Origin of the sequence: Achromobacter mucicolens, assembly GCF_029866465.1 — a bacterium.
GTDB classification, from domain to species: domain Bacteria; phylum Pseudomonadota; class Gammaproteobacteria; order Burkholderiales; family Burkholderiaceae_B; genus Achromobacter; species Achromobacter mucicolens.
On sequence record NZ_CP123364.1, the window covers coordinates 4117684 to 4140980 of the forward strand.

The window sequence follows — 23297 nt, forward strand, 5'->3', positions numbered from 1 at the left end:
TCGGGAATCTCGATGAATCATTCGGGCCATTTGCGCCTGCCCCCCGGCCCCGTCCTGGCGGCGCTGCTGGTGTTGGGCTTTCTGCTGCTGTTCCTGATCGTGCCGGTGGGCACGGTCTTTCACAGCGCCTTCGTCAACGCCGACGGCAGCTTCACGACCGGGCACTTCGGCGCCTTCTTCAACCAGCCGTTGATGCGGGAGGCGTTCTTCAACAGCCTGTACGTGGCGGGCTGGTCGGCGCTGCTGGCCTCGCTGATCGCGGTGCCGCTGGCGTACTTCACGGTGCGCTTCGATTTCCGGGGCGCCCTGCTGATCCAGACCCTGGGCGTGCTGCCGCTCATCATGCCGCCCTTCGTGGGCGCGGTGGCCATGCAGCTGATCTTCGGCCGCTCGGGCAGCGTGAACCTGCTGCTGAACGATTGGTTCGGCTTCACGATTCCGTTCATGGAAGGGCTGAATGGCGTGATCTTCGTGGAGGCCATCCATTATTTCCCCTTCATCCTGATGAACCTGGTCGTGGCGCTGCGCAACATCGACGGGGCCATGGAGGAAGCGGCCTTCAACCTGGGCTCGCGCGGCTTCCGGCTGTTTCGCCGCGTGATCTTTCCGCTTGCCCTGCCCGGCTACGTGGCCGGCGCGTCGCTGGTGTTCGTGAAGGTGTTCGACGACCTGGGCACGCCGCTGGTGCTGGGCACCACCAACATGCTGGCGCCGCAGGCTTACTTGCGCATCACGCAGGTCGGATTGGAAGACCCGCTGGGCTACGTGATCAGCGTCATCATGGTGGGCTTCTCGATCCTGGCGCTGTGGCTGTCGGCGCGGGTGCTCAAGGGGCGCGACTACTCCACGCTGCAGAAGGGCGGCAATTCGATCCAGAAGCGCAAGCTGGGACCGGTGGAAAGCGTGCTGGCGTATGGCTGGATCGTGCTGGTGCTGCTGCTGGTGCTGTCGCCGCACATCGGCGTGTTGCTGCTGTCGCTGGCCAGCGTCTGGAGCTACGCGCCGCTGCCGGACGGGTACACGCTGGCGCATTATTCCGCGGTGTTCTCCGAGTCGCAGGGCATGATCGCCAACACGTTGCTGTACTGCGGGCTGGCCGCCGGGATCGACGTGATCCTGGGCACCGCGATCGCATACCTGATGCTGCGCACCCGGCTGCCCGCGCGCCAATGGCTGGATTTTCTTGCCTCCGCGGCGCTGGCGATTCCGGGAATCGTGCTGGCGATCGGCTTTCTGCGCACGTTCCGCGGCATCGAGCTGCCGGGCACGGGCACCCTGCTGACCTCGTCCTGGATCATCATCATGCTGGCGTATTCCGTGCGGCGGTTGCCATATGCGCTGCGCTCGTGCGTGGCGGCGCTGCAGCAGATCCACGTGTCGCTGGAAGAAGCCGCCCAGTCCCTGGGCGCCACGCGCATGAGCACGATCCGCCGCGTGGTGGTGCCGCTGATGGCGGGCGGCATGCTGGCGGGCTTTGTGACCAGCTTCGTCACCGCGGCCGTGGAACTGTCGGCCACCATCATGCTGGTGACCAAGGACAGCCAGGCGCCCATGAGCTATGGCATCTATCTCTACATGCAAAGCGCGGCGGGCCGGGGCCCGGGCGCCGCGCTCGGCGTCCTGGCGGTGGTCGCCGTGGGCATCGGCACATACATCTCGCACCTGCTGGTGGACCGCGCGTCCAAACGCCAGCAGCCGGCGCGCAATGAAGGGGAATCCGCATGAAGAAAGTCAGCGTCGAATGCCGCAACATTCAGCTTTCCTACGGCAACACCGAAGTGCTCAAGGACGTCAGCATCAGCATCGAGCCGGGCGAGTTCTTCGCACTGCTCGGGCCGTCGGGGTCCGGCAAGTCCACGTTGCTGCGGCTGATTGCGGGGTTCAACCGGCATAGCGCCGGCCAGTTGCTGGTGGACGGCAAGGACATCAGCGGCACCCCGCCCTGGCACCGCAACATCGGCATGGTGTTCCAGAACTACGCGCTGTGGCCACACATGACGGTGTGGGACAACGTGGCGTTCGGGCTGGTCGAGCGCAAGCTGCCGCGCGCCGAGATCCGCACCAAGGTCGAAGCCGCGCTCGATCTGGTCGGCCTGTCCCAATATGCCAAGCGGCGTCCAAACCAACTGTCCGGCGGCCAGCAGCAGCGGGTGGCGCTGGCGCGCACCATCGTGATCGAACCGCAGGTGCTGCTGCTGGATGAACCCCTGTCCAACCTGGACAAGAAGCTGCGCGTGCAGATGCGCCAGGACCTCCTGAGCCTGCAGCGCCGCCTGGGGATCACGACGATCTTCGTCACGCACGACCAGGAAGAAGCGATGACGACCGCCGACCGCATGGCGGTGCTGGACCACGGCGTGGTGCAGCAGATCGGCGCGCCCAGCACGCTGTTTGACTACCCGGTGAACCGCTTCGTGGCGAACTTCGTGGGCACGATGAATGTGCTGGAAGGCAATGTGCGCGAGCGCACCAGCAGCAGCGTGACGCTGGCGGTGGACGGCGTGGGCGACCTGCATCTGCCGCTGGCGGGCGACGCGCCCGCGGCCACGCGGCTGGCGGCAAGTTTCCGGCCCCACACGGTGCAGATCGAGATGGCGGACGGCCTGGGCGATGCGCGCTACGTCTGGCTGCCCGGCATTGTGGAAAGCAGCGAATTCCTGGGCGAATTCACGCGCTATCAGGTGCAGGTCGGCGAACAGCGCCTGACCGCGGACCAGGCGCATCTGGCCGGCCTGTCGCCGTTTCCGGCGGGCGCGCCGGTGTCCGTGGGGCTGGAGCCGACACAGGTGCGGTTGCTGGCGGCCTGACCTACACTCGCGGCCATGGAAATCTACCAGATCCGCGCCTTCGTCACGGTCGCCCGGCTGGGCAACCTGACGAAGGCGGCCGAGGCGCTGTCGCTGACGCAGCCCGCTGTGACGGCACAGATCAAGGCGCTGGAGCAGAGCCTGGGCGTGGCGCTGTTCGATCGCAGCGGCGGCCGCCTGGCCCTGGCCAAGGCAGGCGAAGTATTGCTGCCAACGGCGGAATCGCTGCTGGTGCTGGGCGCGCAGTTCAAGTCCGAGGCGCAGCAGCTGCAGGGCAATCTGCACGGCATTGTCGAGCTGGGCGTCCCCAGCGAAAAGCCCGATTTCCTGCGCCTGGGCGAGTTGGCCTCGGCCGTGACGCAGCGCTTGCCGCTGGTTGAGTTAAAGACGCAGACGCAGCCCGCGGCGACGCTGGCCGAACAGGTGAGCACGGGCCGTCTGCCTGCCGCATTGACCATCGCGGCCAACGCGCCGCGTGGCGTGCTGTGGCAACCGCTGCGCAGTGTGCGGTACCGCATCGCCATGCCCGGCGAACACGCGGCGGTGCTCAAACGCGGCGGCTGGCGCGAAGTGGCGCAACTGCCGTGGCTGGACGGGCAGTCCGGCAGTCACACGCATCTGCTGCTGCGCGATATGTTCGAACGGCACGGCCTGTCGCCGCGCATCGTGATGCAGAACGACGACCAGGCCAACATGGACGCGCTGGTGCGGGCGGGTGCGGGCTGCGCGCTGCTGCGCGAGGAAACCGCGCTGGCGGGCGCGGCGTCCAACGACTTCATCGTGTGGGGCCAGGCGCGCGTGGACGCCGTGCTGGGCTTTATGCTGCCTTACGAACGCGCTAGCGAGCCCGCGCTGGTCGCGTTAAGCTCGATCATTCAAGCCATCTGGAAACCGCGCGCGCCCATCGCGCCCGCCCAGGCTTAAGGCTCAATTCCCGCAACAAGACTGCAATGACTGAAATCTGGTTCATCCGCCACGGCGAAACCGACTGGAATCGCCAGCGGCGCCTGCAAGGCTGGCAAGACATCCCCCTGAACGAATTTGGCGTCAACCAGGCCAGCCTGCTGGCCTCGCGCCTGCACGACGAGGCCAGGCACACACCCATCCACGCGATCTACAGCAGCGATCTGCAGCGCGCGCACGCGACCGCCGTGCCGGTCTCCGAGCAGCTAGGCCTGCGCGTGCGCGTGGAGCCCGGCATCCGCGAACGGGGTTTCGGTGTGCTGGAAGGCCTGGACCATGAGCGCATCGACGTGCTGGCGCCCGAGGCCGCGGCCGCCTGGAAGAGCCGCGATCCGCTGCGCCCGCTGGACGGCGGCGAAACGCTGGGCCAGTTCCAGTCGCGCGTCATCAGCACGGTCGACGATATCGCCAGCCGCCATGAAGGCGAGCGCATCCTGCTGTTCACTCATGGCGGCGTGCTGGACATCATCTGGCGCCATGCCTCGGGCGTGCCCCTGAACGCGCCGCGCGACGCCGCGCTGCTCAATGTCAGCATCAACCGCGTCGGCGTTGATGGCCGCAAATGGGAAGTGTTGGACTGGGGCGATGTCAGCCACGTGGCAGCCGAGGTCGGCGACGACGTGGTGCCTTGAATCGGACCCGGGAGTCTGTGGGTGTCTGACACCCCTGAAACAGGTGCGGCAGTTGAAGGTCGTTTCCGCCGGGTGTCAGACACCGGAGAACAACGCAGCCAGACTCAGGCCGTCTTGCGCGGCTTGCGCGGGGCGTTGCGGGCGAGCCTGTCGTACACGGCGTTGGGCAGCAGGCGCATCAGCTTGGCCACCACACCCATCTGCCACGGAATCACCGTGTAGCTCGTGCCCTTGTCGATTGCCGCGCGGGCGCGCGATGCGAAGGCGTCGGCTTCCATCAGGAAGGGCATCGAGTACGGGTTGTGCGCCGTCATGGCGGTTTTGATGTAGCCGGGCGCGATCGTCACCACGCCAATGCCCTGGGCGGCCAGTTCAAGTCGCAGGCTCTCGCAATACGTCACCACCGCCGACTTGGACGCGCTGTAGGCGCCCGCCCCGGGCAGGCCGCGCACACCGGCCACGCTGGCGATGCCGACCAGCCGCCCCGCCCCCGCCGCGCGCATTGGTCCGATGAAGGGCTCGAAGGTGGAGACCGTGGCCAGCAGGTTGGTGTCGACGATGGCCTTGAACACGTCGAAATCCTCGCCATGATCGGTCAGCGTGCCGGCACTGATGCCCGCGCTGGCGATGACCACGTCCACCCTGCCCTGGCAGAACGCGATGAAGTCCTGCGCCGCGGCATGCAGCGCCTGGCGGTCGCGCACGTCGACGGCATAGCAGCGGTGGACGCCAGGCAGACTGCCGGCCAGTTCCTGCAGCGCGTCCTCGCGCCGGCCCAGCAGGCCCAGCGTGGCGCCCGATGCGGCGTATTGCTGCGCCAGCGCGCGGCCCAGCCCGCTGCTGGCGCCGGTGATGAAGACGTTGACCATGTGTGCCCGTCGCTGTGTTGGCGTTGCAAAGAATTAGGGCACGCTCTCGCGTGCCCTAACGTTGACTACCGGCTTAGCCGTGCAGGGAAGCGTGAAGCTCTTGCAGCGGGTACACCTGCAGGCCGAGGCCCTGGCGCAGATACTGCATGCCTTCGACCGCGGCGCGGGCGCCGGCGATGGTCGTGAAGAAGGTCACGCGGGCGGCCAGCGCCTGGGTGCGGATGGTGCGCGAGTCGGCGATGGCGTTGCGGCGTTCTTCGACGGTGTTGATGACCAGCGAGATTTCGCCGTTCTTGACCATGTCGACGATGTGCGGACGGCCTTCGTTGACCTTGTTCACCACTTGCACCGGAATGCCGGCGGCTTCGATCTCGGCGGCCGTGCCGCGCGTGGCGACCAGCTTGAAGCCCAGGGTGTGCAGGCCGCGCGCCACTTCGACGGCGCGGGGCTTGTCCTGGTTCTTCACGCTGATGAACACCGTGCCGGATTCCGGCAGACGCACGCTGGCTGCCAGCTGCGATTTCACGAAGGCTTCGCCGAAGCTCATGCCCACGCCCATCACTTCGCCGGTCGACTTCATTTCCGGTCCAAGGATGGTGTCCACGCCCGGGAACTTCACGAACGGGAAGACGGCTTCCTTGACCGAGAAGTAAGGCGGCACGACTTCCTTCGTGATGCCTTGCGCGGCGAGAGTCTGGCCGGCCATGGCGCGCGCGGCGATCTTGGCAAGCTGCAGGCCCGTGGCCTTGGAGACGTAAGGCACCGTGCGCGAGGCGCGCGGGTTCACTTCCAGCACGTAGACGTCACCGCCCTGGATGGCGAACTGCACGTTCATCAGGCCGCTGACGTTCAGGGCCTTGGCCATCATCGTGGTCTGGCGCTTGATCTCGGCGATGACTTCCGCCGACAGCGAGTACGGCGGCAGGCTGCACGCCGAGTCGCCCGAGTGCACGCCGGCCTGCTCGATGTGTTCCATGACGCCGCCGATGAAGACGGTTTCGCCGTCGGCCAGGCAGTCCACGTCGACTTCGGTGGCGTTGTTCAGGAAGCGGTCCAGCAGCACGGGCGAGTCATTGCTGACCTTCACGGCTTCGCGCATGTAGCGCTCGAGGTCCTGCTGCTCGTGCACGATTTCCATCGCGCGGCCGCCCAGCACGTAGCTGGGACGCACGACGAGCGGATAGCCGATTTCGGCGGCGTGGGCCAGGGCCTCGCCTTCGGTGCGCGCGGTGCGGTTGGGCGGCTGACGCAGGCCAAGCTTGTTGAGCAGCTTCTGGAAGCGCTCGCGGTCTTCGGCGACGTCGATGGATTCGGGGCTGGTGCCGATGATGGGCACGCCGTTGGCTTCCAGGGCGCGCGCCAGCTTCAGCGGGGTCTGGCCGCCATACTGGACGATCATGCCGACCGGGTTTTCCTTGTGGACGATTTCCAGCACGTCTTCCAGCGTCAGCGGCTCGAAGTACAGACGGTCGGAGGTGTCGTAGTCGGTGGACACGGTTTCCGGGTTGCAGTTGACCATGATGGTCTCGTACCCGTCATCGCGCAGCGCCAGCGCGGCATGCACGCAGCAGTAGTCGAACTCGATGCCCTGGCCGATCCGGTTCGGGCCGCCGCCCAGCACCACGATCTTCTTGCGATCGGTGGGCGCGGATTCGCACTCTTCCTCGTACGTGGAGTACATGTAGGCGGTGCGGGTGGCGAATTCGGCGGCGCAGGTGTCGACGCGCTTGTAGACCGGGCGCACGTTGAGCTGGTGGCGCAGCTTGCGCACTTCGGATTCCGAGGAATCCAGCAGGAACGCAAGGCGGCGGTCCGAGAAACCGCGGCGCTTCAGTTCGAACAGCGTGGCGTAGTCCAGGTCGGCCAGCGTCTTTTGCTCGAGCGCCAGCTCGATGTCGACGATTTCCTTGATCTGCGAAAGGAACCACGGGTCGATGTGCGTGATGTTGTGCACTTCGTCCAGCGTGAAACCTTGCGCGAAGGCGTCGCCCACGTACCAGATGCGTTCCGGACCGGGTTCGCCCAGTTCGACCTGCAGCTTTTCGCGGTCGGTGGTCTTCTGGTTCAGGCCGTCGACGCCCACTTCCAGGCCACGCAGCGCCTTCTGGAACGATTCCTGGAAGGTGCGGCCGATGGCCATGACTTCACCCACGGACTTCATCTGGGTAGTCAGGCGCGCGTCGGCGGTGGGGAATTTTTCGAAGGCGAAACGCGGCACCTTGGTGACCACGTAGTCGATCGTCGGCTCGAACGAAGCGGGCGTTGCGCCGCCGGTGATTTCGTTGCGCAGCTCGTCGAGCGTGTAGCCGACGGCCAGGCGCGCGGCGACCTTGGCGATGGGGAAACCCGTGGCCTTGGAGGCCAGCGCCGACGAACGCGACACGCGCGGGTTCATCTCGATGACGATCATGCGGCCGTTCTTGGGATTGACGGCGAACTGCACGTTCGAGCCGCCCGTATCCACGCCGATCTCGCGCAACACCGCGATCGATGCGTTACGCATGATCTGGTATTCCTTGTCGGTCAGCGTCTGGGCCGGCGCGACGGTGATGGAGTCGCCCGTGTGGACGCCCATCGGATCCAGGTTTTCGATGGAGCAGACGATGATGCAGTTGTCCGCCTTGTCGCGGACCACTTCCATCTCGAATTCCTTCCAGCCGAGCAGCGATTCTTCGATCAGGAGTTCGCTGGTGGGCGAGGCTTCCAGGCCGCGGCGGCAGATGGTTTCGAATTCTTCGGCGTTGTAGGCGATACCGCCGCCCGAGCCGCCCATCGTGAAGCTGGGGCGAATGACGGCGGGAAAGCCCGAGGTGCCGACTTCGGCCGCGATGCGGCGCTGCACTTCCCAGGCCTCGTCCATGCTGTGGGCCACGCCCGACTTGGCCGATTCCAGGCCGATGTCGGTCATGGCCTGCTTGAACTTCTGGCGGTCTTCGGCCTTTTCGATGGCGTGTTCGTTGGCGCCGATGAGTTCGACGTTGTGCTTCTTGAGCACGCCGTGGTGGGCCAGGTCCAGCGCGCAGTTCAGCGCGGTCTGGCCGCCCATCGTGGGCAAGAGCGCATCGGGCTTTTCACGCTCGATGATCTTTTCGACGGCTTGCCAGGTGATGGGCTCGATGTAGGTGACGTCGGCCGTTTCCGGGTCCGTCATGATCGTGGCCGGGTTGCTGTTCACCAGGATGGTGCGGTAGCCCTCGGCCTTGAGCGCCTTGCAAGCTTGCGCGCCGGAGTAGTCGAATTCGCAGGCCTGCCCGATGATGATGGGGCCGGCGCCGATGATGAGAATGCTTTTTAGGTCTGTACGCTTGGGCATGATGCAATCTTTACTTTTGGCCGGACATCAGGCTGATGAACTTGTCGAACAGCTCGAGGATGTCGTGCGGACCCGGGCTGGCTTCGGGGTGACCCTGGAAGCAGAAGGCCGGGCGGTCGGTGAGCTCGAAGCCTTGCAGCGTGCCGTCGAACAGCGACACGTGCGTCACGCGCGCGTTGGCGGGCAGGCTGGCCGCGTCGACGCCGAAACCGTGGTTCTGGCTGGTGATGAACACGCGCTTGGACGCCAGGTCCTGCACAGGGTGGTTGGCGCCGTGATGGCCCGTCTTCATCTTGACGGTCTTGCCGCCCACCGCCAGGCCCATGATCTGGTGGCCAAGGCAGATGCCGAACACGGGCAGCTTCTTGTCCAGGAAGGCACGCGTGGCGTCGATGGCGTAGTCGCAGGGCTCGGGGTCGCCGGGGCCGTTGGACAGGAACACGCCGTCGGGATTGAGCTTGAAGACCTCTTCGGCGGAGGTCTGGGCGGGCACCAGCGTGATGCGGCAGCCGCGGTCGGCCAGCAGGCGCAGGATGTTGCTCTTCACGCCGTAGTCATAGGCGACCACGTGGAACTTGGACTGGTCGGGCGACGTGTATCCGCCTTCGAGCTGCCAGGTGCCTTGCGTCCAGCCGGTGCTTTCCTTGATGGACACGACCTTGGCCAGATCCTGGCCGGCCATGCCGGGAAAGCCGCGGGCGAGTTCAACGGCGCGCTCGGCGTCGGAACCCACGAGGATGCACGCGCCCTGGGCGCCCTTTTCGCGCAGGATGCGCGTGAGCTTGCGGGTGTCGATGCCGGAAATGGCAACGATGCCCTGCTCGTTCAGGTAGTCAGGCAAGGATTGCGTGGAACGGAAGTTCGACACGCGCGCGGGGCAGTCGCGTACCACCAGGCCGGCGGCATAGACGCGATTGGATTCCACGTCTTCGGCGTTGACGCCGGTGTTGCCGATATGCGGATAGGTCAGCGTGACGATCTGGCCGCTATAGCTGGGATCGGTGAGAATTTCCTGGTACCCGGTCATCGCGGTGTTGAACACCACTTCGGCGACGGTATGGCCAGGCGCACCGATCGACACGCCTCGAAAAATGGTACCGTCCGCCAGAGCCAGAATTGCAGGAGGGAAGCGGTTGATCCCCTCGGGAAAGAGTTGCGGCAGCACAGTAAACCCCGGTTTTAGAATCGATAATCAAACCTTCGGATTATACCTTGACCGGCCGTTTTTCCCGGAGAACCGCGCCAAATAAGGCCGAAATCGGTGTTTTCGGCTGTTTTGCCGCGTCGTTGCGCGGCATTCCATGACCGCCCTCGGCCTTGCGGCGGACAGCGGCGTGGCGGCGTCGGTGATACGCTAGCAGCACCTTCAACCCTAGCCTGCTGCGAGTCGTATAAGTCCATGCCCAGCCAACTTGACGCCCTGCGTGATCACACCACCGTTGTCGCCGATACCGGCGATTTCGAAGCCATGAAGGCGTTGCGTCCCACCGACGCGACCACCAACCCGTCCCTGATTCTGAAGGCCGTGCAGCAGGACGCCTACCGTCCGCTGCTGGAAAAGACCGCGCGCGAACACCGCGGCGCGTCCACCGCCGAGCTCATGGATCGCCTGCTGGTCGCCTTCGGCCGCGCGATTCTGGACATCGTGCCGGGCCGCGTGTCCACCGAGGTGGACGCCCGCCTGTCGTTCGACACCCGTGCCACCATCGAGCGCGCGCGCGGCCTGATCGCCCTGTACGAGGCCGCCGGCATCCCGCGCGAGCGTGTGCTGATCAAGATTGCCTCGACCTGGGAAGGCATCCAGGCCGCCCGCGTCCTGCAGTCCGAAGGCATCCGCTGCAACCTGACCCTGCTGTTCTCGCTGCCGCAGGCCGTCGCCTGCGCCGATGCGCACGTGCAGCTCATCTCCCCGTTTGTGGGCCGCATCTACGACTGGCACAAGAAATCGGCCGGGGCGTCGTGGGTCGAAGAGGACAATGCCGGCGCGCGCGATCCCGGCGTCCAATCCGTCACCAATATCTACCGTTACTACAAGCACTTCGGGATTCCCACGGAGATCATGGGCGCGAGCTTTCGCAATGTCGGGCAGATCCTTGCCTTGTCCGGCTGCGACCTGCTGACGATCAGCCCGGACCTGCTGAACAAGCTGGCCTCCACCGAGGGCGACGCCCCGGCGCAGCTTCGCGTCAGCGACGCGCGCGGCGGCATCGAACGCATCGGCGCGGATGAAGTCACGTTCCGCACCCTGCTCAATGAAGATGCGATGGCCAGCGAAAAACTGTCCGAGGGGATCCGCCTGTTTGTGGCCGATGCCATCAAGCTGGACGCCCTGATCGACGCGCAGCGAGGCTGAGCCAGCGTGGCGCGCGGCGCCCGTCCGCGCGCCCCTTTCCTACCGGTGATCGTGGGAGTGCACCTGCAGCGCTTCCAGGAACCGCGATACCATGTTGTACGCGGCGATTGTCGCCGTCAGCTCGACCACCAGTTTTTCCGACCCCATGGCCGCCCGGACGGCGTCGAACACCGCTTCGGGAACCTGCACGTGACGCGTCATGGCGTCCGTGTAGGCCAGCACCGCCCGTTCGCGTTCGCTGAACAGACCCGAGGTTTCCCACGCATCCAGCGCATCGAGCTGCGCCTGGGACACGCCTTCCTTCAATGCGATCGGCGCATGCTGGTCGGCCTCGTAGGGCGCACCGTTGATGGCCGCCACCCGCATGATGACGAGCTCGCGCAGATCGCCCGGCAACGTGCTGAGCTGCCGGATCGACGTCAGGTAGTTCAGCCAGCCGTCGGCCACGGCGGGACTGTGCAGCAGCATCTGATACAGATGCAGCACACTGCCCCGCTGCGCGACGATGCGTTCCACCAGGGGCCGCGCTTCGGGATGAGTCAAATCAGCGTAGGGCAAACGGGCCATGCGAACTCCGGATGGTTAAGGGCAGCAAATGCACACATTCTCACAATATCTTTGACATAATGGCACTACCTCCGCGCGTCCACGGTTACTCACTCGCATGAATGCGCCCACAGAATCCTACCCCCAATTCACTCTCGCCAATTGCGATAGCGAACCGATACATATACCGGGCGCCATCCAGCCGCTGGGGGCGCTGCTCGCGTTCGACATGGACGGCACGCTGCGCTACGCCAGCGAAAATGCCGCCCAGCTGCTCGACACGTGTCTGACGCTGGACCAGCCCTGCGCGCCCGAGGCGCTGCCGCCCGGCCTGGCATATTGCCTGTCCACGTGGATCGGCAACCCTGACCCCATTTTCGATCCGCTGACCATCACGCTGGATCGCGCCACGTATGACGTCATTGGCCATCGCAATGCCGACGGTCTGACCATCGTCGAACTCGAGCGCCGCGCCGACGGCGTCGGCATTGCCGCGCCCGAGCGCATCTACCGCAGCATCGAGCGCGTGCGCCGGCAGCGCGACATTCCCTCGCTTCTGGACAGCATGGTGCGCGAAGTGCAGCGCGCCACGGGCTTTGACCGGGTGATGGCGTATCGCTTCCATCCCGACGACAGCGGCGAGATCGTGGCCGAACAGCGCCGCGCCGACCTGGACGACTGGGTGGGCCGCCGTTACCCCGCCGGCGACATCCCGGCGCAGGCGCGCCGGCTCTATACGGTAAACACCCTGCGCCTGATCGCCGACGCGACCTACCACCCCGTGCGCGTGCTGAGCGGCCCGTCGCCGGAGCCGCGCGCGCTGGACATGAGCTTTTCGGTCTTGCGCAGCGTGTCGCCCATCCATCTGGAATACATGGCGAACATGGGCGTGCGGGCGTCGATGAGCCTGTCGCTGGTGATCGGCGGCCGCCTGTGGGGCATGATCGCGTGCCACCACCACACGCCGCGGGCCTTGCCGTACCCTGCCCGCCTGGCGTGCGAAGCCATGGCGCAGGTCGTTGCCGCCACCGTGTCTGGCATCGAAGCGAACGAACGGGCTGAACAATCCCGCCAGAACGCCGCGCTGGTCAGCAAGCTGGTCGAGCGCGTGTCGGCCTCTGAAAACGTGCATCAGGCGCTGTCGCAGGGCGGCGAAACGCCCGCCTCGCTGGTCCCGAACGACGCCGCGCTTTGCCTCTGGAGCAACAGCGTCACCGTGTTTGGCGGCATTGCGCCGCGCGGCGAACTGGCGGGCATTCTGAACGCGCTGGACCAGAGCGGGCAGCGCGTGGTGCACACCACCAACATCGCGCGCGATTTCCCTGAATTGCAGACCGAAATCGTCCCGTACGCGGGGCTGCTTGCCTGCAAGTTCGACCCCATGAACAATGGCTGGCTGATCTGGCTGCGCAAGGAACAGATCGAGACCCTTGTATGGGGCGGCAAGCCGGAAAAGCAGTACGCCGTCGGCAGCCTCGGCCCGCGCCTGACTCCGCGCGGCTCGTTCGAGGCGTGGCGCGAGGTCGTGCGCGGGGTCTGTCTGCCCTGGCTGCCCTCCGAACTGGAAGCCGTGGACAATCTGCGCGACGAGCTCTCACACATTTCGACCAGCCGCGCCGCCGACGTCGACCGCGCCCGCACCGCGCTGCTGGCCATGCTGGGCCACGATCTGCGCGATCCGCTGCAATCGATCTCCATGGCCGCAACGCTCTTGTCGCGCACCGATACCGGGGCGCGCATGGGCGAGCGCATCCGCTATTCCAGCGGCCGGATGCAGCGCCTGATTTCGCAGGTGCTGGACCTGTCGCGCCTGCAGGGCGGGCTGGGATTGGGCATCGAAAAGCGGCTGTGCGACCTGTCGGCATTGGTCAACGGCCTCATCGAGGAAAAGCGCCAGGCCTACCCTGGCCTGCGCATTGAAACCGATGTGCCGGACGGCCTGACGCTCATGGCCGATACCGACCGCATCGCGCAGGTGGTGACCAACCTGATGAGCAACGCGCGCCAGCACGGCGCGCCGCGTCAGCCCATTGTGGTGAACGCGTCGGCGTCCGGCGACGGTGTCACGCTCAGCGTCATCAATCATGGCGAACCGATCGCCGATGACGTGCTTGCGCATCTGTTCTCGCCCTTCAAGCCGGAGTCCGTGGGCCAGTCGCGCAACCGCACCGGCCTCGGCCTTGGCCTGTACATCGCCGAGCAGGTCGTGCGCGACCACGGCGGCGACATCTCGGTCCAATGCCGCGACGGACTCGTGATCTTCACAGTCTCGTTGCCCCGCGCCTTGCCGGAATCAACCCCCTCTTGAACCTGGGAGACATAACTTGAACGAAGTGCGCGCCATGCGCGTCCTGCTGGTGGACGACAACGAAATGGGATCGGAACTGCTGGCCGAGTTCCTGGCGCTTTCAAACCTGGAAACGCGGTGCGCCGCCACCGGCGCCGAAGCCCTGGAGCTGGTCGGCACGTTTGCGCCGGATGCCGTGCTGCTCGATATCCTGCTGCCCGACATGGACGGCTACGAGCTCGCCAAGCGCCTGCGCGAACGCGCCAATCCGCCGCGCATCTACGCGCTGAGCGGCCTGGCGCGGCACGAACGACGCGATGCCATCAATGGCATCTTCACCGGATGGATCGAAAAGCCGGCGGACCCCGACGCGCTCCTGGCCATTCTGCACGAGGCCACCTGACGGTTCTTTCATGATGCAATCCGACACCCTTGGCCGACTGGCCGTGAAGGGCGTGCAGCTCAAGGTGCTCAGCCAGATCTTTCCGGTGCTGCGCCACGAAGTCCTGGGCCCGCTGTCCAGCGCCTCTCTCGCGGCCGCCATGCTGCGCCAGGCCCCTGAAGGCGCCAGCGACGAAGCCGTGCAACAACGCTGCGAACGCCTCGCCGGCGACCTTTCCGACATGCTCGACGAAAGCGTGAACGTGGTGCGCGACCTGGAAGGATGGCTGAGCGACGGCGGCGCCAACGTGGCGTGCGGCGACCTGCTGCAGGACTGCCGCAAGCTGATGTTTTCGCACCTGCTGTTGTCGCACCACGGCATTCGCTGGCCGGAGCAAGTCGCCCACGCCGACGTGCCGCTGTTCAGCACCCGTTACCTGGTGCTGGCGTGGTTGTTGTGCCTGTTGCCGCTGGTGCCGGCCGACACCCACCTTGAACTGGATGCCTCCGAACCCGGCGTCTGGCGCGCCCGCGTCCCCGAAGGCGAAGCGGCCTCTGAACGGCCGCCCGCGTTCGACGCCCAGGAAGTCGAGCTGCTTGCGACGGCTGCGGGCTGGCGGCTGGAACGCCAGGACCGCTGCTGGTCGCTGCACCTGCCCGTTTAACCGATTCCATCGAGACTCGTCTCGTCAAGACCCTTCACTTCAAGAACGCCATGATTTCTCCCGTCCACCAGGTGCTGCGCGAGGGCACCCGCGACCGTCACGAAACGCTGGATCATGGCCTGGCGCTGGCCGACGGCGATGTGGACCGGGGCAACTATCTGGCTTATCTGCGTGCGCTTCTGGGATGGCTGGAACCGTTGGAAGAGCGGCTCTGGCAACTGGATTGGCCGCGGGAACTGCGTGCGCCGGAACGCGCCGGCAAGACCACCTGGCTGTACGAAGACCTGCAGGCGGCCGGCGATACCGCGCCCATCGTTCATTGCGCGCATCCGCCGCAGGTGGCGGCGCCCGACGCCTACGCTTTGGGCGTCGCGTACGTCGTGGAAGGTTCGCAGTTGGGCGGCCGGTTCCTGGCCAAGCGGCTGCAGGCGGCGGCGCCCGACCTGCCCCGGCGGTACCTGCGCGGCTATGAAGAAGAGGTGGGACCACTGTGGAAGGCGTTCTTGCTGTATCTGGACAGCGAGGCTGGCGCGCGGGACCGCGAGGCGCAAGCGCTGCAAGGCGCCCGTGACGCGTTTGACAGCCTGACCGGCTGGCTGCGCAGCCAGGGTGCGCTGCGGGCCTGAGCCCGGCAGCGCACCGGCAAGGCATCTATAGCTTTTCGGTTTCGCCCGACTTGGGCTGCCACTTCATCAGGCGCTTTTCGCCGACCCCGACGATAGTGTCCAGGATCAGGGCAAAGGCCGTCAGCACGATGATGCCGGCAAACACGGTGTTCACGTCGAACGTGCCCTCGGCCTGCAGGATCAGGTAGCCCACGCCGCTTGCCGACCCGAGGTATTCGCCCACGACCGCGCCCACGAAAGCAAGCCCCACCGACGTATGCAGGCTGGAGAACACCCAGCTTGTGGCCGACGGCAGATACACATGGCGCAGCAACTGGCGCTTGCGCGCCCCCAGCATGCGGGCGTTGTCCAGCAAGGTGGGACTGACTTCGCGCACGCCCTGGTAGACGTTGAAGAACACGATGAAGAACACCAGCGTCACGGCCAACGCCACCTTGGACCAGATGCCCAGGCCGAACCACATGCCGAAAATGGGTGCCAGGATGACGCGCGGCATCGAGTTGGCCGCCTTGATGTACGGGTCGAGGATGGCACTGGCGCGCGGCGACAGCCCCAGCCACAGACCAAAGCCCAGACCCGCGATCGTGCCGATGAAAAACGCCAGCACCGTCTCGGTCAGCGTGACGGCCAAGTGGGTGTAGATGTCGGCATTGGTGACGAACCACGCCCAGATCCGCCCCCAGACCTTCAGCGGCTCGCCAAAGAAGAAGGCGACCTTGGGATCGCGCGACGCGAAATGCCAGACGGCCAGGATGATGACGAGAAGCAGCAATTGCCAGATGCGCAGGCTGCCGGAACCGGATTTATTCAGTTTGGGCATGGTTCAGGCTCGCTTCTGTTGGGCATAGCCCTTGAGCACTTCCTCGCGCAGCACACCCCAGATGGCGGCATGCAGCTCGACGAAACGCGGGTCGATGCGCACTTCAGCCACATCGCGAGGACGCGGCAGATCGATGGCAAATTCTCCGATGGGATGGGTGCCCGGACCGGCCGACAGCACGATCACGCGATCGCTCATGGCGATGGCTTCGTCCAGGTCATGGGTGATGAACAGCACCGCCTTGCGCTTGGCCATCCACAGATCCAGGACCTCGTTCTCCATGAGCTGGCGCGTCTGGATGTCCAGCGCGGAGAACGGTTCATCCATGAGGATGATGTCCGGGTCGCGGATCAGCGTCTGCGCCAGCATGGCGCGCTTGCGCATGCCGCCCGACATCTGGTGCGGGTAGCGGCCCTCGAAGCCGCCCAGGCCGACGCGGCGCATCCATTCGCGTCCGCGATCCAGCGCTTCGGATCGGGCCACGCCGGCGAACTCCAGGCCGGCGATGACGTTGTCCAGCGCGCTGCGCCAGGGCAACAGCGCCTCGCCCTGGAACATGTAGCCGGCGCGTTCGTTGATGCCGACAAGGGGCTGGCCGAATACCTTCACCTGCCCCGACGACGGCGCCAATAAACCGGCGCTGACGTTGAGCAGCGTGGACTTGCCGCAACCGGTCGGGCCCACCACGGACACGAACTCACCTGGCGCAATGGCCAGGGTCGTGTCGCTGACCGCGGTGTAACGCTGCGACCGGTCGTCACGCGAGACAAAGGTGCAACTTATGTTTTCCAGCGACAGTGCAGCTTCAGCCATTGGCATACTTCTCGTTGGCGCGGCGCGCGAAATCGTTGGTCCATACCTTCGACGGATCGACCTTCGCGCTGTCGAAGTCAGTCTGATAGGCGGCCAGCGCCTTGAGCGCGGTGGCCGCGCCATCTTCCGGAATCATGCCGTCAGGCGACAGGCCTTCCATGCTCTTGCCGAGCGCGGCCTTGTACACGGCCGGATCGCCGAGCAGATAGGTTTCCGGCACGACCTTGGCGATTTCGTCGGGGCCGGCCTTCTGGACCCACTTGTCGGCGCGCACGATTGCGTTGGTCAGCGCCTGGACAGTGTTGGGGTTGGCGTCGATGAACGCCTGCGGCGCGTACAGGCAACCGGCCGGCATGTTGCCGCCGAAAATTTCCTGCGTGTCCTTGAGCGTGCGCGTGTCGACGATGATCTGGATCTCGCCGGGCATTTCCAGCATCGAGACCACCGGGTCCGTGTTGGAGATGGCGTCGATCTGGCCGCTGCGAACGGCGGTCACGGCGCCCGCGCCGGCGCCCACGCCGATGAAGGAAACGTCCGAGGCCTTCAGTCCATGTTTGGCCAGGAAGAAGCTGACGACCATGTTGGTGGACGAACCCGGCGCGGTCACGCCGATCTTCTTGCCCTTCAGGTCGGCCGGGCCCTTGTAGCCCGGGATGTTCTTCTTGGACACGCCCACGCCGATCATCGGCGCGCGGCCTTGCAGCACGAAGGCGCGATAGGCCTGGCCCTTGGAATGCATGGACAGCGTGTGCTCGAAGGCGCCCGAGACCACGTCGGCGCTGCCGCCCACCACGGCCTGCAAGGCCTTGGAGCCGCCGGCGAAGTCGGCGATGCTGACGTCCAGCCCTTCGTCCTTGAAGTAGCCGCGCACCTCGGCAATCGTCAGCGGGAGGTAGTAGATCAGCGGCTTGCCGCCGACTGCGATCTGAACCTTGGTCTTTTCGAGTTTCTGCGCGCGCACGATGGCAGGGGCCATGCCCATGACGCCGGCAGCGCCGGCCATCTTGAGCAGTTCACGGCGGGTGACTGTCATTGGTTTGTCTCCTGGTTGTCGGATTTTCCGATAGCGCCGGTCTTCGCCAGCTCGTCGATAGCCGCTGAATCATACCCCAGCGATTTCAGGACTTCCTCGGTATGTTCCCCTAATTTCGGGCCTACCCAGCGCGTCTGGCCGGGCGTTTCCGAGAGCTTGGGAACCACGCCGGGCAGCTTGACGGGGCTGCCGTCGGCAAGGCGATGCTGCTCGATCATGCGGCGCGCAAGGAACTGCGGGTCGCTGAACATATCGGCCACGCTGTAGATCTTGCCGACCGGCACGTCGGCGCGCTTGAGCGCCTCAAGTGCCGATTCGATGCCGCGTCCGTCGCACCATTGCTGGATGGCCCCGTCGATCTCCTGGACACGCCGCGCGCGACCATCGTTGCGCACCAGGTCCGGATCCTCGGCCAGATCGTCGCGGCCGATGGCCCGCATCAGGCGATGAAAGATCGCGTCGCCATTGCCGGCGATGACGATGTTCTGGCCGTCGCGGGTGGTATAGGTGTTGGACGGCACGATGCCGGGCAGCGCGCCGCCCGTGCGCTCGCGCACCACGCCGGCCACGTCGTATTCGGGGACCAGGCTTTCCATCATGTTGAACACGGCTTCGTACAGGGCCACGTCAACCATCTGGCCCTGCCCTGCCTGGCATTCATCGCCCGTCTTGCCGTTCCAGCGGCCGCCGGTGGCGTCGCGATGGCGCAGCGCCATCATCGCGCCGATCACGCCATGCAGCGCCGCGATGGAGTCGCCGATGGAGATGCCCACGCGCAGCGGCGGACGGTCCGGGTGGCCGGACACGTAGCGCAGGCCGCCCATCGATTCGCCGATGGCGCCAAAGCCGGGCTGATCCTTCATGGGACCGGTCTGCCCATAGCCGGACAGGCGGACCATGATGAGGGCGGGATTGATGGCTCGTAGCTGTTCGTAGCCTAGCCCCCACTTTTCCAGGACGCCGGGGCGGTAGTTTTCGACCACCACATCGGCGTCCAGCGCCAGCTTGCGGGCGATCTCCTGGGCGCGGGGGTCTTTCAGGTTGAGCGCGATGGATTGCTTGTTGCGGGCCTGCACCGTCCACCACAAGGAATTGCCCTCGTGCAGATGGCGCCAGCTGCGGATGGGATCGCCGCCGCCCGTGCCGTCAGGCCCGTGCGGGGTTTCCACCTTGATGACGTCGGCGCCGAATTCGCCGAAGATGCGCGCGGCGAACGGGCCGGCGATAAGCGTGCCGAGTTCCAGGACTTTGAGTCCGGTCAGCGCTGACATGGTTTGTCTTCCTCACATTGGTTGCCCTGCCGATGCGTTGCCGGCGGGCGTTCTGGTACCGCGAGCGTCAGGTGGTCTTGCGCTCCATCAGGGCCCAGGCGATGGTGCCGGCGTCGACGTATTCGAGCTCGCTGCCGGCCGGCACACCACGCGCCAGGCGCGTGACCCGCAGGCCGCGCTCGCCAAGCGCCTCGCCCAGGAAGTGCGCGGTGGTCTCGCCTTCGGCCGTGAAGTTGGTGGCCAGGATGACCTCCTGCACCACGCCGTCGGTGGCGCGTTTGATCACGCGGTCGAAATCCAGCTCGCGCGGGCCGATGCCTTCCAGCGGCGCGACGCGGCCCATGAGCACGTAGTACAGGCCGCGATAGCCGTGACTGGACTCGATCATGTTCTGGTCGGCCGGCGTTTCCACGATGCACAGCAGCGAGGGATCACGCTTGGCGTTGGAGCAGGTCGCGCAGACCTCGTCTTCGGAAAAGCTATTGCAGCGCGCGCAGTGCTTCAGATCCCGCACCGCGCCGGCAAGCGCCCGCCCCAGCATATCCGCGCCTTGCGGATCATGCTGCAACAGGTGGTAGGCCATGCGTCTGGCCGATCGCACGCCCACGCCGGGCAGGCGACGCAGCGCTTCAATCAGCGAGACCAGCGGCTCGGGTTCAGGCAGTAAGGGATCCATTGCAGCCTATGGCAGCGGCTATCAGAACGGCAGCTTCATGCCCGGGGGCAGCGGCATGCCGGCGGTCACCGACGCCATCTTCTCCTGGGAGGTGGCTTCGGCCTTGCGCAGCGCGTCGTTGAACGCGGCGGCGACCAGGTCTTCCAGCATGTCCTTGTCGTCGGCCAGCAGCGACGGATCGATCTCGACGCGCTTGACGTCGTGACGGCAGGTCATCGTGACCTTCACCAGGCCGCCGCCCGAGGCGCCTTCGACCTGGATGTCGGCCAGCGCGTCCTGCGCCTTCTTCATGTTTTCCTGCATCTGCTGCGCTTGGCGCATCAGGCCGGCGAGTTGTCCTTTCATCATGATGGGAGCTTCCTTGAACGAGGGGAATGAGGTTGGCCGCCGTCAGGCGGCGGCCGATGAATCAACGTGGCGGATCGAGCCAGGCACGACATGGCCTCCGAAATCCGCCAACAGCGCTTGCACAAAGGGATCGTCGGCCACGGCGTTTTCGGCCGCCAGCTGGCGCGCCGCGCTCTCGGCCTGCGCCACGGCATACGCCGTGGCATCGCCGGTGACGCCGACCCGCACGTCCAGCCGGATGCCCTGCCCGAAATGTTCGCACAGGACGGTCTGCAGCCGCACGCGGCTTTCGCTTTCGGCCAGGGTCTTGACGGCCACGCGCAGGATGATGGCATCGCCCTGCACACCGGCCCATTCGCTCTGGCGCGCCAGTTCCGAGGCCAGGCCGGTCACCGGCAGCCGTGCGGCCAGTTCGGGCCAGGACGCCGCGTCCATGTCTGCCAGGCGCGGCGCGCGCGATTGGCGCTTGCGTGCGGGCGCGGGGCCATCGCGGCGGGCGGCGGTCGGTGCGGGTGCGGGCGACGGCGCCGTGGCCAGCGTTTCAAAATCGTCGTCGGGGTCGGACGTGAAGCCGCTGTCAGGCATGAACCCGCCTTCGGCTTCGAAAGGAATTTCTTCATCGACCCACGCCGGAGGACCGTCGGCATCGTCCACGGCCGGGGCGATCGCCGCCGCAGCGGGCGTCACGGCCAGGGCGGCGGAATTTTGCGCTTTGGCGGAGGCCGGGTTCGGCGAAGCGGCGTCGGCGGGGAGGTCTTCCCAAGGCGGGACACTGTTGGGATCCGCGGATTGCGGGGCGGACGCGGCGGACGATTGCGCCGGCGCCGCTGCGGCCGGCGGGGCCGGTTGCGCGGGGGCTGCCGCATCGTTTGCCGAGGATGCCGAGGCGGTATGGGCGGCGTCGGGCGAGGACGCGGAGCCGTTTGCCGGCGTGGCGGCGGCTGCGCCATCGAATGGTGCGCTGGCGTTGGCGGCCGGGGCGCCGGGCATTGCCGTGTGGGCTGTGCTCGCGCCGGTCGTCACCGGATCGGCTGTCGGCGCGGCGGCGCCGTTGGGTACTGAGGTGAAGGCAGCGTCAGTGGCTGCCCCATTGGCAGTGGCCGACGCGTTTCCAGCCGGAGCATCGTCCGCTGCCGCATTGTAAGCCGGCGCGGAAGCTGCCGTGGGGCCGGACGGGCCGGCGTCGGGTCTAGCGGCAATGGGTTGCCCGGCGGCTGCAGGCTGAGCCGCTGCCGAAGGAGAGTCTGCCGAAGGAGCGTCTGCCGCCTGCGCGGATGCCGGCACAGCGGCGGTCGACACCGCGGCGGTCGATACCGCCGGAGTCGACACAGCCGCCGTCGACGAAGCGGCCGTTGACGCAGCAGCTGGGTGAGAAGCGCCGGCCTCGGCGCCCGTGGGCGCGGCGATGGCCGCAGATGCGGCGGGCGCTGCCGTCTGGCGGGCGGGTGCGGCGGGCGCTTCCAGCGCCGTCTGCGGGCCAGCATCGCCATTGAGCGCCAGCATGCGCAGGCACGCCATGATGAAGCCTGCGTATTCGTCAGGCGCCAGCGTCAATTCGCCGCGGCTGTGCACCGCGACGGAATAGAAGAGTTGCACGGCGTCCGGATGGAGCGCCTGCGCCAGACGGGCGATGTCGGCGGCCAGCGGATCTTCGGCGGCGGTGACGCCGGTGACACGCTGCTCGATCGCGACGCGCGACAGCAGCACGGCCAAGTCGGCCAGCGCGCCGGCATACGACAGCCCGCGGATCGCGAGTTCATCGGCCACGGCCAGCACGCCCTTGGCGTCGCCCGAGGACAAGGCGTCGAGCAGGCGGACGAGATGGCGCTGGTCGATGGTGCCGAGCATGCCGCGCACGGCGTCCTCGGTCAGGTTGCCCGCGCTGTAGGCAATGGCCTGGTCGGTGAGCGACAAGGCGTCGCGCATCGAACCCGACGCGGCCTGCCCGATCAGCCGCAGGGCCGGGATCTCAAAGCCCACGTCTTCCTGGCCAAGCACGGCCTGCAAATGGCCGACGATGGAGTCGGCCGGCATCTGCTTCAGATTGAATTGCAGGCAGCGCGACAAAACCGTCACCGGAATCTTCTGCGGATCGGTGGTGGCCAGGATGAACTTGACGTGCGGGGGCGGCTCTTCCAGCGTCTTGAGCATGGCGTTGAACGCGTGCCCGGTCAGCATGTGGACTTCGTCGATCATGTAGACCTTGAAGCGTCCCGCGCCGGGCGCATAGACCGCCTGCTCCAGGAGCTGCGTCATTTCCTCGACACCGCGGTTGGACGCGGCGTCCAGCTCAAGGTAGTCGACGAAGCGGCCGGCATCGATCTCGGTGCAGGCGCGGCAGACGCCACAAGGCTTGGAGGTGATGCCGGTTTCGCAGTTGAGCGATTTGGCCAGGATGCGCGAGAGCGTGGTCTTGCCAACGCCCCGGGTTCCGGTGAACAGCCAGGCGTGATGCAGGCGTTGCGTGTCGAGCGCATGGGTGAGCGCGCGCACCACGTGATCCTGTCCCACCAGGGTATCGAACGATCGCGGCCGCCACTTGCGGGCCAATACCAGATAAGTCATGGTTGGATTGTAGAGCCTGATTGTTGAACCCGTTGATCGAGCGGGCTGGAATGCAAAGGGGACGGGCTTATTCCCGTGGAACGAATCCTTGGAAAATAACCCCGTCCCCTGTGAAAGCGATGTAGCAAACGCTACTGCCTTGAAGAATCCGGTTGGCGAGCCTTACTCCGGCACTGACCCTAAACGACTATGGCTGCTTCGTTCCCGACCTGACCAGGTTCACCGTCGAACCATGCGAAGGGGCCCGCCAGCCGAGATTCTAGCAGAGCTGCGCTTCGCGCGCTCGCTCGAATCTCGGCTGGCGGGCCCCGAGGGGCAATATGTGGGCC

General features: G+C 66.2%; 20 protein-coding genes and 1 other RNA gene. 9 read left to right on the top strand and 12 right to left on the bottom strand.

Annotation, left to right across the window (positions count from 1 at the left end):
* The first annotated feature begins 12 nt into the window (after positions 1 to 12).
* The 4 genes from QEP15_RS18865 to QEP15_RS18880 are packed head-to-tail and all read left to right on the top strand — an operon-like array spanning position 13 to position 4402.
* Positions 13 to 1725, top strand: a complete 1713-nt coding sequence (locus QEP15_RS18865; RefSeq protein ID WP_056326828.1) for an ABC transporter permease — start codon at positions 13 to 15, stop codon at positions 1723 to 1725.
* A complete protein-coding gene (locus QEP15_RS18870) occupies positions 1722 to 2807 on the top strand; it encodes an ABC transporter ATP-binding protein (RefSeq protein ID WP_062841735.1) in 1086 nt (361 codons plus the stop codon). Before QEP15_RS18865 ends, QEP15_RS18870 begins: the two co-directional genes overlap by 4 nt.
* A gap of 15 nt (positions 2808 to 2822) precedes the next feature.
* Positions 2823 to 3731 (top strand): LysR family transcriptional regulator, encoded by a 909-nt coding sequence (locus QEP15_RS18875; RefSeq protein ID WP_152385286.1) that lies wholly within the window; start codon positions 2823 to 2825, stop codon positions 3729 to 3731.
* A 26-nt stretch (positions 3732 to 3757) separates the two neighbouring features.
* The gene (locus QEP15_RS18880) at positions 3758 to 4402 is read left to right on the top strand and encodes a histidine phosphatase family protein (protein WP_180098129.1); all 645 of its coding nucleotides are present in this window, start codon (positions 3758 to 3760) and stop codon (positions 4400 to 4402) included.
* Between the two features lie 104 nt (positions 4403 to 4506).
* Here QEP15_RS18880 and QEP15_RS18885 read toward each other — a convergent pair whose 3' ends face one another.
* From QEP15_RS18885 to carA, 3 genes are all read right to left on the bottom strand, one after another.
* The gene (locus QEP15_RS18885; protein WP_056326819.1) at positions 4507 to 5271 is read right to left on the bottom strand and encodes an SDR family oxidoreductase; all 765 of its coding nucleotides are present in this window, start codon (positions 5269 to 5271) and stop codon (positions 4507 to 4509) included.
* Positions 5272 to 5344: 73 nt separating this feature from the next.
* Positions 5345 to 8584 carry a carbamoyl-phosphate synthase large subunit gene (gene carB / locus QEP15_RS18890; RefSeq protein ID WP_056326817.1) on the bottom strand — a complete coding sequence of 1080 codons (3240 nt, stop codon included), beginning with the start codon at positions 8582 to 8584 and terminating at the stop codon, positions 5345 to 5347.
* Between the two features lie 10 nt (positions 8585 to 8594).
* The gene (gene carA / locus QEP15_RS18895) at positions 8595 to 9749 is read right to left on the bottom strand and encodes a glutamine-hydrolyzing carbamoyl-phosphate synthase small subunit (protein WP_180098128.1); all 1155 of its coding nucleotides are present in this window, start codon (positions 9747 to 9749) and stop codon (positions 8595 to 8597) included.
* 234 nt (positions 9750 to 9983) lie between these two features.
* Here carA and tal point away from each other — a divergent pair, with 234 nt between their 5' ends.
* A complete protein-coding gene (tal, locus tag QEP15_RS18900; RefSeq protein ID WP_180098127.1) occupies positions 9984 to 10937 on the top strand; it encodes a transaldolase in 954 nt (317 codons plus the stop codon).
* 39 nt (positions 10938 to 10976) lie between these two features.
* Here the strand turns inward: tal and QEP15_RS18905 are convergent, their stop codons facing one another.
* A complete protein-coding gene (locus QEP15_RS18905; protein WP_056326810.1) occupies positions 10977 to 11504 on the bottom strand; it encodes a carboxymuconolactone decarboxylase family protein in 528 nt (175 codons plus the stop codon).
* A 97-nt stretch (positions 11505 to 11601) separates the two neighbouring features.
* On the opposite strand from QEP15_RS18905, the gene QEP15_RS18910 reads away from it, so the two are divergent.
* The 4 genes from QEP15_RS18910 to QEP15_RS18925 are packed head-to-tail and all read left to right on the top strand — an operon-like array spanning position 11602 to position 15442.
* Entirely contained in the window at positions 11602 to 13791 is a 2190-nt protein-coding gene (locus tag QEP15_RS18910; RefSeq protein ID WP_280147857.1) for an ATP-binding protein, read from the top strand.
* A gap of 25 nt (positions 13792 to 13816) precedes the next feature.
* On the top strand, positions 13817 to 14173 hold the full coding sequence (locus QEP15_RS18915; RefSeq protein ID WP_223576540.1) for a response regulator: 357 nt from the start codon (positions 13817 to 13819) through the stop codon (positions 14171 to 14173).
* 10 nt (positions 14174 to 14183) lie between these two features.
* Complete coding sequence (locus tag QEP15_RS18920; RefSeq protein WP_280147858.1) at positions 14184 to 14816, top strand: hypothetical protein; 633 nt, start codon at positions 14184 to 14186, stop codon at positions 14814 to 14816.
* Positions 14817 to 14866: 50 nt separating this feature from the next.
* Positions 14867 to 15442, top strand: coding sequence for a biliverdin-producing heme oxygenase (locus tag QEP15_RS18925; RefSeq protein WP_280147859.1), 576 nt, complete (start codon positions 14867 to 14869; stop codon positions 15440 to 15442).
* 25 nt (positions 15443 to 15467) lie between these two features.
* On the opposite strand, the gene QEP15_RS18930 is transcribed toward QEP15_RS18925, so the two are convergent.
* The 8 genes from QEP15_RS18930 to ffs form a co-directional block, all read right to left on the bottom strand.
* Positions 15468 to 16262 carry an ABC transporter permease gene (locus QEP15_RS18930; RefSeq protein WP_056326801.1) on the bottom strand — a complete coding sequence of 265 codons (795 nt, stop codon included), beginning with the start codon at positions 16260 to 16262 and terminating at the stop codon, positions 15468 to 15470.
* Between the two features lie 3 nt (positions 16263 to 16265).
* Positions 16266 to 17075, bottom strand: a complete 810-nt coding sequence (locus tag QEP15_RS18935; RefSeq protein WP_152385294.1) for an ABC transporter ATP-binding protein — start codon at positions 17073 to 17075, stop codon at positions 16266 to 16268.
* Positions 17068 to 18108, bottom strand: coding sequence for an ABC transporter substrate-binding protein (locus QEP15_RS18940; protein ID WP_280147860.1), 1041 nt, complete (start codon positions 18106 to 18108; stop codon positions 17068 to 17070). Before QEP15_RS18940 ends, QEP15_RS18935 begins: the two co-directional genes overlap by 8 nt.
* Positions 18105 to 19379, bottom strand: a complete 1275-nt coding sequence (locus QEP15_RS18945; RefSeq protein ID WP_180098123.1) for a CaiB/BaiF CoA transferase family protein — start codon at positions 19377 to 19379, stop codon at positions 18105 to 18107. Before QEP15_RS18945 ends, QEP15_RS18940 begins: the two co-directional genes overlap by 4 nt.
* 67 nt (positions 19380 to 19446) lie before the next feature.
* Positions 19447 to 20055: a recombination mediator RecR gene (gene recR, locus QEP15_RS18950; protein ID WP_056326792.1), complete on the bottom strand. Its 609-nt coding sequence runs from the start codon at positions 20053 to 20055 to the stop codon at positions 19447 to 19449.
* 21 nt (positions 20056 to 20076) lie between these two features.
* A complete protein-coding gene (locus QEP15_RS18955) occupies positions 20077 to 20403 on the bottom strand; it encodes a YbaB/EbfC family nucleoid-associated protein (RefSeq protein WP_056326789.1) in 327 nt (108 codons plus the stop codon).
* Between the two features lie 42 nt (positions 20404 to 20445).
* Entirely contained in the window at positions 20446 to 22968 is a 2523-nt protein-coding gene (gene dnaX / locus QEP15_RS18960) for a DNA polymerase III subunit gamma/tau (RefSeq protein WP_280147861.1), read from the bottom strand.
* Positions 22969 to 23119: 151 nt separating this feature from the next.
* Positions 23120 to 23217, bottom strand: an RNA gene (gene ffs / locus QEP15_RS18965) — signal recognition particle sRNA small type.
* Positions 23218 to 23297 lie beyond the last annotated feature (80 nt).

Excerpts from the sequence above, each read along its gene's own strand:
- QEP15_RS18865 (WP_056326828.1), top strand. The coding sequence starts at position 13 with ATGAATCATTCGGGCCATTTGCGCCTGCCCCCCGGCCCCGTCCTGGCG.
- QEP15_RS18870 (WP_062841735.1), top strand. The coding sequence starts at position 1,722 with ATGAAGAAAGTCAGCGTCGAATGCCGCAACATTCAGCTTTCCTACGGC.
- QEP15_RS18875 (WP_152385286.1), top strand. The coding sequence starts at position 2,823 with ATGGAAATCTACCAGATCCGCGCCTTCGTCACGGTCGCCCGGCTGGGC.
- QEP15_RS18880 (WP_180098129.1), top strand. The coding sequence starts at position 3,758 with ATGACTGAAATCTGGTTCATCCGCCACGGCGAAACCGACTGGAATCGC.
- QEP15_RS18885 (WP_056326819.1), bottom strand. The coding sequence starts at position 5,271 with ATGGTCAACGTCTTCATCACCGGCGCCAGCAGCGGGCTGGGCCGCGCG.
- carB (WP_056326817.1), bottom strand. The coding sequence starts at position 8,584 with ATGCCCAAGCGTACAGACCTAAAAAGCATTCTCATCATCGGCGCCGGC.
- tal (WP_180098127.1), top strand. The coding sequence starts at position 9,984 with ATGCCCAGCCAACTTGACGCCCTGCGTGATCACACCACCGTTGTCGCC.
- QEP15_RS18905 (WP_056326810.1), bottom strand. The coding sequence starts at position 11,504 with ATGGCCCGTTTGCCCTACGCTGATTTGACTCATCCCGAAGCGCGGCCC.
- QEP15_RS18910 (WP_280147857.1), top strand. The coding sequence starts at position 11,602 with ATGAATGCGCCCACAGAATCCTACCCCCAATTCACTCTCGCCAATTGC.
- QEP15_RS18920 (WP_280147858.1), top strand. The coding sequence starts at position 14,184 with ATGATGCAATCCGACACCCTTGGCCGACTGGCCGTGAAGGGCGTGCAG.
- QEP15_RS18925 (WP_280147859.1), top strand. The coding sequence starts at position 14,867 with ATGATTTCTCCCGTCCACCAGGTGCTGCGCGAGGGCACCCGCGACCGT.
- QEP15_RS18930 (WP_056326801.1), bottom strand. The coding sequence starts at position 16,262 with ATGCCCAAACTGAATAAATCCGGTTCCGGCAGCCTGCGCATCTGGCAA.
- QEP15_RS18935 (WP_152385294.1), bottom strand. The coding sequence starts at position 17,075 with ATGGCTGAAGCTGCACTGTCGCTGGAAAACATAAGTTGCACCTTTGTC.
- QEP15_RS18940 (WP_280147860.1), bottom strand. The coding sequence starts at position 18,108 with ATGACAGTCACCCGCCGTGAACTGCTCAAGATGGCCGGCGCTGCCGGC.
- QEP15_RS18945 (WP_180098123.1), bottom strand. The coding sequence starts at position 19,379 with ATGTCAGCGCTGACCGGACTCAAAGTCCTGGAACTCGGCACGCTTATC.
- recR (WP_056326792.1), bottom strand. The coding sequence starts at position 20,055 with ATGGATCCCTTACTGCCTGAACCCGAGCCGCTGGTCTCGCTGATTGAA.
- QEP15_RS18955 (WP_056326789.1), bottom strand. The coding sequence starts at position 20,403 with ATGATGAAAGGACAACTCGCCGGCCTGATGCGCCAAGCGCAGCAGATG.
- dnaX (WP_280147861.1), bottom strand. The coding sequence starts at position 22,968 with ATGACTTATCTGGTATTGGCCCGCAAGTGGCGGCCGCGATCGTTCGAT.